The organism is Escherichia sp. GZ89, from assembly GCF_019366485.1.
GTDB classification, from domain to species: domain Bacteria; phylum Pseudomonadota; class Gammaproteobacteria; order Enterobacterales; family Enterobacteriaceae; genus Escherichia; species Escherichia fergusonii.
In genome coordinates, this window is the sequence record NZ_JAEOHX010000008.1 from 32,235 (window position 1) to 47,723 (window position 15,489).

The 15,489-nt window shown below is 49.6% G+C and carries 10 protein-coding genes; 5 read left to right on the forward strand and 5 right to left on the reverse strand.

The annotated features are described in order from the left end of the window. Positions 1 to 9 precede the first annotated feature (9 nt). Complete coding sequence (locus K0335_RS13920; protein ID WP_001281070.1) at positions 10 to 327, forward strand: hypothetical protein; 318 nt, start codon at positions 10 to 12, stop codon at positions 325 to 327. 237 nt (positions 328 to 564) lie between these two features. Here K0335_RS13920 and maeB read toward each other — a convergent pair whose 3' ends face one another. Continuing rightward, complete coding sequence (maeB, locus tag K0335_RS13925; RefSeq protein WP_000342617.1) at positions 565 to 2,844, reverse strand: NADP-dependent oxaloacetate-decarboxylating malate dehydrogenase; 2,280 nt, start codon at positions 2,842 to 2,844, stop codon at positions 565 to 567. 274 nt (positions 2,845 to 3,118) lie between these two features. Here maeB and tal point away from each other — a divergent pair, with 274 nt between their 5' ends. Both tal and tkt read left to right on the forward strand, forming a co-directional pair. Next, positions 3,119 to 4,069: a transaldolase gene (gene tal, locus K0335_RS13930; protein ID WP_046081679.1), complete on the forward strand. Its 951-nt coding sequence runs from the start codon at positions 3,119 to 3,121 to the stop codon at positions 4,067 to 4,069. Between the two features lie 22 nt (positions 4,070 to 4,091). Then, positions 4,092 to 6,095 (forward strand): transketolase, encoded by a 2,004-nt coding sequence (gene tkt, locus K0335_RS13935; protein ID WP_000087248.1) that lies wholly within the window; start codon positions 4,092 to 4,094, stop codon positions 6,093 to 6,095. Between the two features lie 18 nt (positions 6,096 to 6,113). Here the strand turns inward: tkt and K0335_RS13940 are convergent, their stop codons facing one another. The 3 genes from K0335_RS13940 to aegA form a co-directional block, all read right to left on the reverse strand. Further along, entirely contained in the window at positions 6,114 to 7,157 is a 1,044-nt protein-coding gene (locus K0335_RS13940; protein ID WP_219393868.1) for a DUF1176 domain-containing protein, read from the reverse strand. Between the two features lie 122 nt (positions 7,158 to 7,279). Beyond that, positions 7,280 to 7,855, reverse strand: a complete 576-nt coding sequence (nudK, locus tag K0335_RS13945; protein ID WP_000082697.1) for a GDP-mannose pyrophosphatase NudK — start codon at positions 7,853 to 7,855, stop codon at positions 7,280 to 7,282. Between the two features lie 67 nt (positions 7,856 to 7,922). Further along, complete coding sequence (gene aegA / locus K0335_RS13950; protein ID WP_219393870.1) at positions 7,923 to 9,902, reverse strand: formate-dependent uric acid utilization protein AegA; 1,980 nt, start codon at positions 9,900 to 9,902, stop codon at positions 7,923 to 7,925. A gap of 219 nt (positions 9,903 to 10,121) precedes the next feature. Between aegA and narQ the strand changes: the two genes are divergently transcribed. Then, complete coding sequence (narQ, locus tag K0335_RS13955) at positions 10,122 to 11,828, forward strand: nitrate/nitrite two-component system sensor histidine kinase NarQ (RefSeq protein ID WP_000636126.1); 1,707 nt, start codon at positions 10,122 to 10,124, stop codon at positions 11,826 to 11,828. Between the two features lie 118 nt (positions 11,829 to 11,946). After that, positions 11,947 to 15,060, forward strand: a complete 3,114-nt coding sequence (gene acrD, locus K0335_RS13960) for a multidrug efflux RND transporter permease AcrD (RefSeq protein WP_219393871.1) — start codon at positions 11,947 to 11,949, stop codon at positions 15,058 to 15,060. A gap of 98 nt (positions 15,061 to 15,158) precedes the next feature. Here acrD and ypfM read toward each other — a convergent pair whose 3' ends face one another. Continuing rightward, a complete protein-coding gene (ypfM, locus tag K0335_RS13965) occupies positions 15,159 to 15,218 on the reverse strand; it encodes a protein YpfM (protein WP_001386977.1) in 60 nt (19 codons plus the stop codon). Positions 15,219 to 15,489 lie beyond the last annotated feature (271 nt).

A 15,489-nucleotide genomic window follows, 5' to 3' on the forward strand; every position in this document is an offset into this window, starting at 1 on the left:
CGATTAAAATTGTCAGACAAATCACATAAAGAAAGTAAATGGCACCCTCATCTGGATATGAGTTTTCTGGGATGCGTGCTGGCATTTGCTATGGAAGTTTATTTTGAAGAACACATTTTTATTCCCCACGGTGGAGGAGCAAGTTTTGGATTGATAGCACTCATCGTTATTAATTTTATGACTATCCCGGTAGTGATCGTGGTAACAACACTATTTTGCTATTTATTTAAAATTTCGCGAAAGCGCGTAAATTGTATGTTGGTATTCCTGCTGGCGTGTATTTTGACAATTGTCGGTTTGTTTATCGCCTATCCCGTTGGGCAATAAAATACATAGCAATTCAACGTAATTTGTAACTTCACTATTGGCCGGCTCACCCATCCGGCCCTAAATCTCTCCCCAACTCCCGCATCCGCAGATGCAGCACCAACGATAGTGTCTCATCAAACCACGGCTCACGTGCAGTTAATTGCAGAGACCGAGCATCTTCAGCGAAATCAGAACGAGTCAATGGAAATAAAAAAGGCGCGGAGATATTTCCACGCCTGATATTAATTAAGCCTCTTACAGCGGCTGAGTCTGCGCTTCAACCACCGCCAGGGCCACCATGTTCACGATACGACGTACGGAAGCGATCGGCGTTAATACATGAACAGGTTTCGCTATTCCCATTAATACCGGGCCAACGGTGACACCTTCCGAACTGGAAACGCGTAGCAAGTTGTAACTAATACGCGCCGCTTCCATGTTCGGCATAACCAAAATATTGGCAGCACCTTTCAGTGGACTGTCCGGCATCCGGTCGCTACGAATAGCCTCTACCAGCGCCGCATCACCGTGCATTTCGCCATCAATCATCAGTTCAGGAGCTCGCGCTTTAATAAGTTCCAGCGCTTTACGCATTTTGCTGGATGACGGGCAATTAGAGGAACCAAAGTTGGAGTGTGACAGCAGCGCCACTCGTGGCTCAATACCAAAACGGCGTACCGTTTCAGCCGCCATCAGGGTGATTTCTGCCAATTCTTCGGAATTAGGTTCATCGTTGACATAAGTATCTGCAATAAAGGTGTTACCACTGGGCAGTAAAAGTGCATTCATCGCCCCGGCGGTATGCGCTCCTTCACGGTAACCAAAGACATTTTTCAGGATTGCATAATGCTCGTTATAGTCACCAATGGTGCCGCAAATCATTGCATCTGCTTCACCACGATGCACCATGATTGCGCCAATTACTGTTGGGTTACTGATCACCGCTCGCTGTGCCTGTTCCTGCGAAACGCCACGACGCTGCATGATCTTGTAGTACTCACTCCAGTACTCTTTAAAGCGCGGATCGGATTCGTTATTGACGATCTCAAAATCGACGCCCGCCTGAATATGAAGCCCCAGTTTCTTGATCCGCATTTCGATCACATTTGGGCGACCAATCAGGATCGGTTTTGCCAGACCCAATGTGATCAGTTCCTGAGTGGCGTGCAGGATACGAACTTCTTCCCCTTCCGGTAATACAACACGTTTCGGCGCTTTACGGGCCTGGGAGAAAATAGGCTTCATGAATAAGTTGGTTTTGTAGACAAACTCGGTCAGCTTATCGACATAAACGTCGAAATCCGCAATCGGCCGCGTCGCTACTCCAGAATCCATTGCAGCTTTTGCCACCGCAGGTGCGATCTTGACGATCAGACGTGGATCGAACGGTTTCGGAATAATATATTCCGGACCAAAGCTCAGATCCTGATCACCATAAGCAGAAGCAACGACTTCGCTCTGTTCAGCGTGAGCAAGTTCGGCAATCGCGCGTACCGCCGCCAGTTTCATCTCTTCATTAATCGCTGTTGCGCCTACATCCAGCGCTCCACGGAAGATGAACGGGAAGCAGAGCACATTGTTAACCTGGTTCGGATAGTCAGAACGACCAGTACAGATAATGGCATCCGGGCGAACTTCTTTTGCCAGTGGTGGCAGGATTTCTGGTTCCGGGTTTGCCAAAGCAAGGATCATTGGCGCACGGGCCATTTTTTTGACCATTTCTTGCGTCAGCACTTTCGGGCCAGAGCAACCGAGGAAAATATCAGCCCCTTCAATCACATCATCGAGAGTGCGTTTTCCATCATCAACCACCGCGTAAGCCGCTTTGGTTTCTGCCATGTTGGGTTCACGTCCCTGATAAATAACGCCTTTCGAGTCACAGACCACAATATTGTGTTTCTGCATCCCCAGTGCCACCATCAGGTTCATACAGGCGATAGCTGCTGCGCCCGCACCGGAAACTACCATTCGCACATCAGAGATGTTTTTCTCGACTACGCGCAATCCGTTGATAATTGCCGCTGTGCTGATAATGGCCGTACCATGCTGGTCATCGTGGAACACCGGAATATTCATGCGCTCACGCAGCTTCTGCTCAATATAGAAGCACTCAGGCGCCTTGATATCCTCAAGGTTGATACCACCGAAGGTTGGCTCCAGAGCTGCCACAACATCAATAAATTTGTCCGGGTTTAGCTCATCAACTTCAATATCAAAGACATCAATACCTGCGAATTTCTTAAACAGAACGCCCTTACCTTCCATCACTGGTTTGCCTGCCAGCGCACCAATATTGCCCAGTCCCAGTACCGCCGTACCGTTAGAAATTACTGCGACCAGATTGCCACGGGCGGTGTATTTGTAAGAGGCCAGTGGATCTTTTTCGATTTCCAGGCAAGGAGCGGCAACGCCAGGTGAGTAAGCCAGCGCCAGATCGCGCTGCGTTGCAAGAGGTTTGGTAGGAGAAACCTGGATTTTCCCTGGTACTGGAAATTCATGAAAATCAAGAGCGCTTTGTTTTAATTGGTCATCCATTGGGTATTCCTTTCACGTATCGTTCGATTAAGTTGTACAGCTACCGCTAACGCGCCGCACATTATTACCTTCCTACAGGTCACAGACTTTGAGCAAGTCCAAAATATCATCATTCAAATAAAGTATTGGCAATAATCCTATAACACTGCCGTTACGTGTATAAATCCGCAAGATCATGCCTGTCTGCTATGCTTTTTTGATGTGTTTACCTGATTTTCTCAGAAGTGTGAGCTAAAGCACTCATCTAAGACTTTACTTTTCAAGGAGTATTTCCATGAACGAGTTAGACGGCATCAAACAGTTCACCACCGTTGTGGCAGACAGTGGCGACATCGAATCTATTCGTCATTATCAACCCCAGGATGCCACCACAAATCCATCGCTATTACTGAAAGCTGCCGCATTAGAGCAATATGGTCACTTAATTGCTGATGCCATCGCATGGGGTAAGAAAAACGGTAAAACCCAGGAACAGCAGGTCGTTGCTGCCTGCGACAAACTGGCGGTTAATTTTGGTACAGAGATTCTGAAAATTGTCCCCGGACGTGTATCAACTGAAGTTGACGCCCGACTTTCTTTCGATAAAGAAAAAAGTATGCAAAAAGCCCGTCATCTGGTGGAACTCTATCAGCAGCAGGGCGTGGATAAATCGCGGATTCTGATCAAACTTGCCGCCACATGGGAAGGAATTCGGGCCGCAGAAGAACTGGAAAAAGAAGGTATTAACTGCAACCTGACACTGCTATTCTCCTTCGCGCAAGCCCGCGCCTGTGCCGAAGCTGGCGTATTTTTGATTTCACCTTTTGTCGGGCGAATCTATGACTGGTATCAGGCGCGCAATCCGATGGACCCGTATGTCGTGGAAGAAGATCCGGGTGTTAAATCGGTGCGCAATATCTACGACTACTACAAGCAGCATCGCTACGACACGATAGTAATGGGTGCCAGCTTCCGTCGTACTGAGCAAATCCTTGCTCTGACAGGATGTGATCGCCTGACCATCGCCCCGAATCTGCTAAAAGAGTTGCAGGAAAAGGTGTCGCCAGTGGTACGCAAGCTGATCCCGGCATCACAAGCTCTCCCCCGTCCAGTGCCAATGACAGAAGCGGAATTCCGCTGGGAACACAATCAGGATGCCATGGCAGTAGAAAAACTTTCTGAGGGTATCCGTCTGTTTGCCGTTGACCAACGAAAACTGGAAGACCTGCTTGCCGCTAAATTCTAAAAAACCAGCCACGGAGTGTTTTATGTCCCGAAAAGACCTTGCCAATGCGATTCGCGCACTCAGTATGGATGCGGTGCAAAAAGCCAATTCCGGTCATCCCGGCGCGCCGATGGGCATGGCAGATATTGCCGAAGTGCTGTGGAACGATTTTCTTAAACATAACCCCAGCGATCCAACCTGGTATGATCGCGACCGCTTTATTCTCTCCAACGGTCACGCGTCGATGCTGCTCTACAGTTTGCTTCATCTGACCGGTTACGACCTGCCGCTGGAAGAGCTGAAGAACTTCCGTCAGTTGCATTCGAAAACCCCAGGCCACCCGGAGATTGGCTATACACCAGGTGTTGAAACCACCACCGGTCCACTTGGACAAGGTTTGGCTAACGCCGTCGGGCTGGCGATAGCAGAGCGTACACTGGCGGCGCAGTTTAACCAGCCGGATCATGAGATCGTCGATCACTTCACCTATGTGTTTATGGGCGACGGCTGTCTGATGGAAGGTATCTCTCACGAAGTCTGTTCGCTGGCGGGCACACTGGGGCTGGGCAAACTGATTGGTTTTTACGATCACAACGGTATTTCGATTGATGGAGAAACCGAAGGCTGGTTTACCGACGATACGGCAAAACGTTTTGAAGCCTATCACTGGCATGTGATCCATGAAATCGACGGCCACGATCCGCAGGCGGTGAAGGAAGCGATTCTTGAAGCGCAAAGCGTGAAAGATAAACCGTCGCTGATTATCTGCCGTACGGTGATTGGCTTTGGTTCGCCGAATAAAGCAGGTAAGGAAGAGGCGCACGGCGCACCGCTTGGGGAAGAAGAAGTGGCGCTGGCACGGCAAAAACTGGGCTGGCACCATCCGCCATTTGAGATCCCTAAAGAGATTTATCACGCCTGGGATGCCCGCGAAAAAGGCGAAAAAGCGCAGCAGAGCTGGAATGAGAAGTTTGCCGCCTATAAAAAGGCTCATCCACAACTGGCAGAAGAGTTTACCCGTCGGATGAGCGGTGGTTTACCGAAAGACTGGGAAAAAACGACACAGAAATATATCAATGAGTTGCAGGCGAATCCGGCGAAAATCGCTACCCGTAAGGCTTCGCAAAATACGCTTAACGCTTACGGGCCAATGCTGCCTGAACTGCTTGGCGGTTCGGCGGATCTGGCCCCCAGCAATCTCACCATCTGGAAAGGTTCTGTGTCGCTGAAGGAAGATCCGGCGGGTAACTACATTCACTACGGGGTGCGTGAATTTGGCATGACCGCTATCGCCAATGGCATTGCGCACCACGGCGGCTTCGTGCCGTATACCGCGACGTTCCTGATGTTTGTTGAATACGCCCGTAACGCCGCGCGGATGGCAGCACTGATGAAAGCGCGGCAGATAATGGTTTATACCCACGACTCTATTGGCTTAGGGGAAGATGGTCCGACGCACCAGGCCGTTGAGCAACTGGCCAGTCTGCGCCTGACGCCGAATTTCAGCACCTGGCGACCGTGCGATCAGGTGGAAGCAGCGGTGGGCTGGAAGCTGGCGGTTGAGCGCCACAATGGACCAACAGCACTGATTCTCTCAAGGCAGAATCTGGCACAGGTAGAACGAACGCCGGATCAGGTAAAAGAGATTGCCCGTGGCGGTTATGTGCTGAAAGATAGCGGCGGTAAGCCAGATATTATTCTTATTGCTACCGGTTCAGAGATGGAAATTACCCTGCAAGCAGCGGAGAAATTAGCGGGAGAAGGTCGCAATGTTCGCGTTGTTTCCCTGCCCTCGACGGATATTTTCGACGCTCAGGATGAGGAATATCGCGAGTCGGTACTGCCTTCTAATGTTTCAGCCCGCGTGGCGGTGGAAGCGGGTATTGCCGATTACTGGTACAAATATGTTGGTCTGAAAGGGGCAATTGTCGGGATGACCAGCTACGGAGAATCTGCCCCGGCGGATAAACTGTTCCCATTCTTTGGCTTTACCCCCGAGAATATTGTGGCAAAAGCGCATAAGGTTCTGGGGGTTAAAAGCGCCTGATACGTGCACACAATATCTTTAACGGGTGATCCACAATGTGGGCCAGGCATCTGGCCCATGCCAGTTATCACAGGTAGGCTCTGCGGCGTAACGCACCAGACGAAAACGCTGGCCGTCAAAACGCCAGCGCGTCTGAATACCACAGTCGGTTAATCCTCGCCCTTTCGCTAATGTCACCAGCTCACGCGACTTTTCATCAAACGTCGCATTCATTAATTCCAGTTCATTGTTTTGCTGACCGTTATTGAAGGGTAAACGCAGGCGTACCGCGCGGGAGGCGAGCGGCTTTTTCCGTGAAACAATCCACGCCAGGTCAACGGTGTTATAAGCGCCAGCCTCACAACCAATCATAAGCAATGCTTTGTCATCGGTAAGCGCCGTCACACTCACCTCACGACGCAACGGGTCCAGTGAACAGCGTAAACCGTTCATCCGCCAGTTCCCGTAATCCAGCAGGTCGTTACGCTCCTCCTGACTTAATGGTGTCGGTGTCGGGTTAACAATCGCAACACCTTTCAGCGGCGGCGCGGGAGGAACGCTAAGAGGCGGATCATTGCCCTTTTCAATCCACGCCGTTTCACTACCAACGCGCTTTTGCTGCGCGTCAATAAACAGTAACGCGGCTTTTAATCCCAACAGTGAAATGGATTGGTTACCACCATCCAGCGTAATAGCTTGCGCATCCTGTACTTGCTGTAAAAAAGCGGTAATTGTCGCCGAATCGTCGGTCATTAAATGCCAGGGAGTGATTTTCCACGTTTCGCCTGTAAATAACAGCGGTTTACTATCAAGAAGTAAACGCGGAGCTATTGCCTCTTCGGCAATATCTGGAGTACTGAGGCTACCAAGATCAATACGTAAAACCGCGTCGGTATGCGCACCTGCACTACGGCTCAAGGTCATGACCAGCCCACCATGTTCGCCAGTGTTACGCGCTACGCAGAAATTTTGATTATTACAGGTGACTTGCCAGTCTAAGAACATGCGTTGGGCAGGTGCAGCCCACGTCAGCGACGTTGGTATCAGACCGAGCAGGAAAAGTAGAATAACGCGATAGCGCATGGACGATACAACCCCAGAAGCCAAACTTACAACTCAAGGGGTATCTTCGTTGCGCCTGATGTCTCACTCAATAAGATTTATCGGATTGCGCCAAAATTAACCAAATATATTATTCTTATTTTTCAATCCATTAAATGTGAAGATTGTAAATAGTTGAGCAATAACACAGTCTTACCGTCACGTATCTCACCGCTTTTAATCATTTCCAGTGCCTGAGTAAAGGGCAGCTCCAGCACCTCAATATCTTCATCTTCTACACCACCGCCCATATTAGTGCGTTGGCTTTCGCTATATTCTGCGATAAAAAAGTGGATAAGCTCAGTCACACCGCCCGGCGACATATATAGCTCAAACAATTTACGTACTTCACCCACTTCGTAACCTGTCTCTTCAATAGCTTCTTTACGAATACAGGCTTCCGGCTCATCGTTATCCAGCAGCCCGGCGCAGGTTTCAATTAACTGACCACTTTCATTGCCATTTACCCAGGTCGCAACACGGAACTGACGAATCAGCACTACTGTTTTCTTCTCCAGGTTATACAACAATATTGTCGCGCCGTTACCACGATCGTACACCTCGCGCTTATGGCGGATCACTTCGCCATTTTTGCGGGTCAGGTCGTAGGTAATGTTGTGCAGGGTGAAATAGTTTTCGGAGAGAATTTTATCTTTGATGAGGGTAATTTGTTGTGACATACCAGCTCCACGGCATAAGAAGACTCATCATCTTACGCCGCGAAGTTGGGTTTGTCTGCGTAGTGCGTTAGTGAGATTTGACTGATTTTACGCCCAGCCAGTCGACAATGCCCTGTGCAGCATGGCGTCCTTCCGCCATTGCTGTTACCACCAGATCAGCACCGCGTACAGCATCGCCACCAGCAAAGATTTTCGGGTTACTGGTCTGGTAACGGTATTTGCTGTTCACATTTGCAGCAATCCGCCCCCAGTCATCCACTTTCACTGAATGCGCTTCCAGCCACGGCATTGTATGAGGATTAAAGCCAAACGCCATAATAACCGCATCTGCAGGCATAACGAACTCACTACCTTCGACAGGCACCGGGCGACGACGACCATTTGCGTCAGGTTCACCAAGACGAGTGCGTAAAAAACGAATCCCACATACATGCCCTTGTGAATTAAGTTCAATCTCAATCGGCTGGACGTTAAATTCGAAATTAGCCCCTTCGTCGCGGGCGTTTTTCACCTCTTTCTTCGATCCCGGCATGTTAGCTTCATCACGACGATACGCACAGGTGACATTACTCGCACCATGACGTAGCGCCGTACGGACGCAGTCCATCGCTGTATCGCCACCACCAAGCACCACAACATTCAGCCCGGCAGTATTGATAAACGGCTCTTCTGGCAATTCTGGTAGCCCCATCACTTGTTTGGTATTGGCTATCAGGAACGGTAACGCATCGTATACCCCCGGCGCGTCTTCATTCGGTAAGTTCGCCTTCATCGAGCGGTAAGTGCCAACGCCAACAAATACTGCGTCGTACTCCTCCAGCAACGTTTCCAGCATCACATCTTTGCCAATTTCACAATTGAGCCTGAAGTCGATTCCCATTGCACTGAAGATTTCACGACGCCGCGCAAGCAGCGATTTATCCAGCTTAAAGGAGGGAATACCAAAGGTAAGTAAGCCACCAATTTCCGGGTGACGATCAAACACCGTGGTATCAATACCGTTGCGTGTCAGCACATCGGCACAGGCAAGCCCTGCCGGTCCTGCACCAATAATCGCCACACGTTTACCGACTTTGCTGACACCACTGAGATCGGGGCGCCATCCTTTTGCCAGTGCCTGGTCTGAAATGTAACGTTCAATGTTTCCGATAGTGACTGCACCATGTTCATCACGAATAGTACAAGCCCCTTCACATAGCCGGTCTTGCGGACAAACGCGCCCGGTAATTTCTGGCAGCGTATTAGTCTGGTGAGACAGCTCGACGGCGGCATCTATATTTCCGGCTTTAACCAGTTCGATCCACTGGGGAATATGGTTATGCAGTGGGCAAGTCCACTCACACACGCTGTGTTCGCCGCACTTAAGGCAACGGGAAGCTTCCTGGTGTGCCTGTTGAGCACGAAACGGCAGATAGATTTCATCAAACCCGGTTTTACGCGCGGCAATGGGCAGTTTGTCCGGTTCACCACGTGGTGGAGTGGCACGCATCTGCTCAACTTTACTAAAGGTGAGCGGGCGTTCCTGTTCTAAGCCGTCGTGCCAGGATTGATTTTCTTGCCGTGCCGTTCGCAGCCTGCGATTTTTCGCCAACCCGGTTAACGCGGCTTCAGTAACCAGTTGCAGTGCATCTGCCGGGCAGTTTTCCACACAGGCGGGACCGTTTTCACGCCCTTCACACAGATTGCATTTATGCGCCGTAGCTTTTACCCGCTCTGCTGAAACAGGTGACAATACAATTTGCATCGTGCCAAACGGGCAGGCAATAACACAGGATTTGCAGCCAATACATTTTTGCTGATTAACCTGAACACTGTCATTGACGTGGCTGATAGCTCCGTTCGGACAGCTGCGGGCGCAAGGCGCATCTTCACAGTGATGGCAAGTGACCGCACTGTTCAAATGCTGATGTTTAATAACCGTAATCCTTGGGTGAAAATGTTGCTGACTCAACACATGTTGCTCATCATTGTGAGCCATTACGCAGGCCACTTCGCAGGCATGACAGCCCAGGCACTGCTGGCTATTGGCCGTAATAAATCGATTCATGGCGACCTTCTTTTTTGGTTGTAAAAACCTTATTCTTTGCACGCCTGTTATTACCGACAAAAATGCGCGTCGGCAATGTTCATCTGCCCATAAAGCCCAACTATTTCGACTGAACATGTGGCAGATCAATTTATTACACAGCTGATATTATTTTGGATGTAATTATCTGAAACGCTTTGTTTAATTTCATATTGACCCTGTTTCGCGGAGAAAATGCGAGTGATCGTTAAACGTCCCGTCTCGGCCAGTCTGGCCAGGGCCTTTTTTTATATTGTCCTGTTGTCCATTCTCTCCACCGGTATCGCGCTATTGACACTGGCGAGCAGTTTGCGTGACGCAGAGGCCATCAATATTGCCGGTTCGCTGCGAATGCAAAGCTATCGGCTAGGCTACGATTTACAGCGGCAAAGCCAGCAACTGCATGATCATCGTCAGCTTTTCCAGCAAGCGCTGCATTCACCGGTATTAAACAATCTCAACGCATGGTATGTGCCACAAGCGGTGAAAACTCGCTATGCCCATCTTCACGCCAATTGGCTGGAGATGAATAAACGGCTGAACGAAGGCGATATTGACTGGTATCAGGAAAATATTAATAACTATGTCAACCAGATAGATCTCTTCGTTCTGGCTTTGCAACACTATGCTGAACGTAAAATGATGTTGGTTGTGGCGATATCGCTGGCCGGGGGAATAGGTATTTTTACCCTCGTCTTTTTTACCCTACGGCGGATTCGCCATCAGGTGGTGCAGCCATTGAATCATTTGGTGATGGCCAGCCAGCGAATGGAGCAAGGTCAGTTTGATTCGTTGCCCTTAGATACCAGTCTCCCCAATGAATTAGGTTTATTGGCCAAGACCTTCACTCAAATGTCGAGTGAATTACAAAAGCTATATCTGTCACTGGAAGCTTCGGTTGCAGAAAAAACGCGTGATTTGCATGAGGCCAAGCGCCGTCTGGAGGTACTGTATCAATGCTCTCAGGCGCTAAATACCAGCCAGATTGATGTTCACTGTTTCCGCCTCATATTGCAGATAGTCCGGGAACATGATGCAGCCTGCTGGCTGGAACTTACTGTTGGCGATAACTGGCGTATTAGTGAAGGGCACAAAAATGGCGAATTACCCTTACAGATTATACCGGTGACAATGCAGGATACTGTTTATGGCGAGTTGCAATGGCAAAGCGAGAATGCTTCTGCTTTCGCACCGTTAATGAATAGCGTATCGACCATGTTAGGTCGTGGTTTGTACTTTAATCAGGCACAGAAGCATTTCCAGCAACTGCTACTGATGGAAGAACGCGCCACCATCGCACGGGAATTACATGATTCGCTGGCGCAGGTGCTCTCTTATCTGCGTATTCAGCTCACGCTTCTGAAACGATCAATTCCGCAAGATAACGACACAGCGCAAAGTATCATGGCGGATTTTTCACGCGCCTTAAATGATGCGTACCAGCAGCTGCGTGAACTGCTCACAACGTTCCGCCTGACATTGCAACAGGCTGATCTGCCTTCTGCACTACGCGAAATGCTGGATACCCTGCAAAACCAAACTTCCGCTAAGCTCAGCCTCGACTGTCGCCTGCCAACACTGGCGCTGGATGCGCAAATGCAGGTGCATTTGTTACAGATTATTCGTGAAGCGGTTGTTAATGCGATCAAACATGCTAACGCCAGTGAGATCGCAGTCAGTTGCGTAACTGCTCCTGACGGTAACCACACCGTGTTTATTCGTGATAACGGAATTGGCATTGGCGACCCCACTGAACCTGAGGGGCACTACGGATTGAATATCATGCGCGAACGCGCGGAACGGCTGGGTGGTACGCTAAGTTTTTCCCAACCGTCTGGTGGCGGTACTTTGGTGAGTATCAGTTTTCGATCCGTAGAAGATGAGCAGAACCATCCTTCAGGCGCGTGAAACAGGCACGATAATTTACATTATCTCCTTTTTTTCTCCACGATTGGCCCGTACCTTGCCGCTACAGTGAAACAAGGTATGCCCATAACGATACGCAGAAACACGAGGTTCTCTTTTAATGGCGAATTTCTTTATTGATCGCCCCATTTTTGCCTGGGTGCTGGCAATCCTGATCTGCCTGACAGGAACCCTGGCGATTTTTTCTCTTCCCGTTGAACAGTACCCGGAACTTTCGCCGCCTAATGTGCGTATCTCGGCAAACTATCCGGGCGCTTCGGCACAAACACTGGAAAATACGGTTACCCAGGTTATCGAGCAAAATATGACCGGACTGGATAACCTGATGTATATGTCGTCGCAAAGCAGCGGTACAGGCCAGGCATCAGTAACGCTGACTTTCGAAGCGGGTACTGATCCTGACGAAGCCGTTCAACAGGTACAAAACCAGCTGCAATCGGCACTGCGTAAGCTACCGCAAGCAGTACAAAATCAGGGCGTGACAGTACGTAAAACCGGTGATACCAACATTCTCACCATCGCCTTCGTTTCTACTGATGGTTCGATGGATAAACAAGATATTGCCGATTACGTTGCCAGTAATATTCAGGACCCGTTAAGTCGCGTGAATGGCGTCGGGGATATCGATGCCTATGGTTCACAATATTCCATGCGTATCTGGCTGGATCCGGCGAAACTCAATAGTTTCCAGATGACGGCTAAAGATGTCACTGATGCCATTGAGTCGCAGAATGCGCAGATTGCGGTCGGGCAACTTGGCGGTACGCCGTCAATTCCTCAACAGGCACTGAATGCCACCATCAATGCTCAGTCGCTTTTACAAACACCTGAACAGTTTCGCGCAATCACGTTACGCGTTAATCAGGATGGTTCCGAAGTTAAATTAGGTGACGTAGCCACTGTTGAAATGGGTGCGGAGAAATATGGCTATCTTAGCCGCTTTAATGGCAATCCGGCATCCGGGCTGGGGGTAAAACTGGCTTCTGGCGCCAACGAAATGGCGACAGCCAAACGAGTCATTGAGCGGCTGGACGAACTGGCGCAATACTTCCCCCATGGGCTGGAGTACAAGGTAGCCTATGAAACCACTTCGTTTGTTAAAGCCTCTATTGAAGATGTGGTAAAGACGCTACTGGAAGCAGTAGCACTGGTATTTCTTGTGATGTATCTGTTTTTGCAGAACATCCGCGCGACACTTATCCCGACCATTGCTGTTCCTGTGGTGCTGCTTGGCACTTTTGCGGTGCTTTACGCCTTTGATTACAGTATCAACACCCTAACGATGTTTGCGATGGTGCTGGCGATCGGTCTACTGGTGGATGACGCTATCGTGGTGGTGGAAAACGTCGAACGCATCATGAGTGAAGAAGGATTGTCGCCTCGCGCAGCCACACGTAAATCAATGGGGCAGATCCAGGGCGCACTGGTCGGCATTGCCATGGTGCTCTCCGCTGTGTTTATTCCAATGGCATTTTTTGGTGGCACAACCGGGGCCATTTATCGCCAGTTCTCTATCACCATTGTCTCTGCCATGGTGCTTTCCGTGTTGGTGGCATTAATACTTACTCCGGCATTGTGCGCCACAATCCTCAAACCATTGCATAAAGGCGAGCAGCACGGGCAGAAAGGTTTTTTTGGCTGGTTCAACCGCGTGTTTAACCGCAATGCTGATCGCTATGAAAGAGGCGTGGCAAAAATTCTTCATCGCAGCCTGCGCTGGCTGCTTATTTACCTGTTACTGATTGGCGGCATGGTGGTTTTATTTATGCGCCTGCCCTCTTCGTTTTTGCCGCAGGAAGACCGTGGAATGTTTACCACGTCAGTACAGTTACCCAGCGGCTCCACTCAACAACAAACCCTGAAAGTTGTCGAGCAAGTGGAGAAGTATTTCTTCACTCACGAGAAAGATAACATTATGTCGGTGTTTGCCACCGTCGGTTCCGGACCTGGGGGTAACGGTCAGAACGTAGCCCGCATGTTTGTTCGCCTGAAAGACTGGGATGATCGCGATCCGAAAACCGGTAGTGCTTTTGCCATTATTGATCGCGCCACACAAGCTTTTAAGAAGATCAACGAAGCGAAAGTGACTGCCAGTAATCCACCGTCGATCAGCGGTCTTGGTAGTTCTGCTGGTTTCGATATGGAATTACAGGATCACGCCGGAGCGGGACACGACGCGTTGATGGCCGCCAGAGACAAACTGCTGGAACTGGCGGGCAAAGATCCTTCCCTGACACGTGTTCGGCATAATGGTCTCGACGACAGTCCACAGTTACAAATTGATATCGACCAGCGTAAAGCACAGGCACTGGGGCTCTCCATTGATGATATTAACGATACCCTGCAAACGGCCTGGGGCTCTAGTTACGTTAACGACTTTATGGATCGTGGCCGTGTGAAGAAGGTTTATGTGCAGGCCGCTGCGCCGTATCGCATGCTGCCAGACGATATTAATCTGTGGTATGTACGCAATAAAGATGGCGGCATGGTGCCTTTTTCCGCTTTTGCGACCTCTCGTTGGGAGACCGGCTCGCCACGCCTGGAGCGCTATAATGGCTATTCGGCAGTTGAAATTGTTGGTGAAGCTGCCAGAGGCGTGAGCACGGGAACGGCGATGGAGATTATGGAAAATCTGGTGCATCAGCTGCCCGGTGGATTCGGACTGGAGTGGACAGCAATGTCGTATCAGGAGCGGCTTTCCGGTGCCCAGGCCCCAGCACTGTATGCGATTTCGTTGCTGGTTATCTTCCTGTGCCTTGCTGCATTGTATGAAAGTTGGTCCGTCCCCTTCTCCGTCATGTTAGTTGTGCCGCTGGGTGTGGTGGGGGCGCTACTGGCAACCTGGATGCGCGGACTGGAAAACGATGTCTATTTCAAAGTGGGGTTGTTAACAGTAATTGGCCTTGCAGCGAAGAACGCCATTCTGATCGTTGAATTCGCCAATGATATGAATCAGAAAGGACATGATTTGCTGGAAGCGACGCTCCATGCCTGTCGCCAGCGTTTACGTCCAATTTTGATGACATCGCTGGCATTTATTTTCGGCGTATTGCCAATGGCGATCAGCAATGGTGCGGGCTCTGCCAGCCAACATGCAGTAGGTACAGGTGTAATGGGCGGGATGATTTCGGCGACTATTCTCGCCATATACTTCGTGCCGCTATTCTTTGTCCTGGTGCGTCGCCGCTTCCCACTGAAGCCGCGCCCGGAATAATCAAACAAAAAGGCGACTTGCCAATGAGTCGCCTTTTCCATCTTTATGATTTATAGCCCTGGACTCAGGGCCTGATGTTACGCATTTCGTCCAGAAGCTTATTTACGAAGCATTACTTCGATAAAGTCTTTCCAGTTCCCCAGTTCACGTTCAATCATAACAACCTCTCTTATAATTATGGGTATTCTACAAACTCACTTTCTCTTACTGAAGCTATTTACACCGATTGCTGTGATTAATGCCTCCGGGGTTGGGAGCTTTCAGTAATTACTATGACGTTGTAGCCATAATTTTTTTGTGACGAACTACAATAATCTGAAATATTCATACTCTTTTTACTTCTATTGTAATTTTGATGTAAAAACATACAGATGCAACCAGGTAAATTCTGAGTTTTGTTGAGCGCCTGGTTCTGAAACAGCTCGGGAA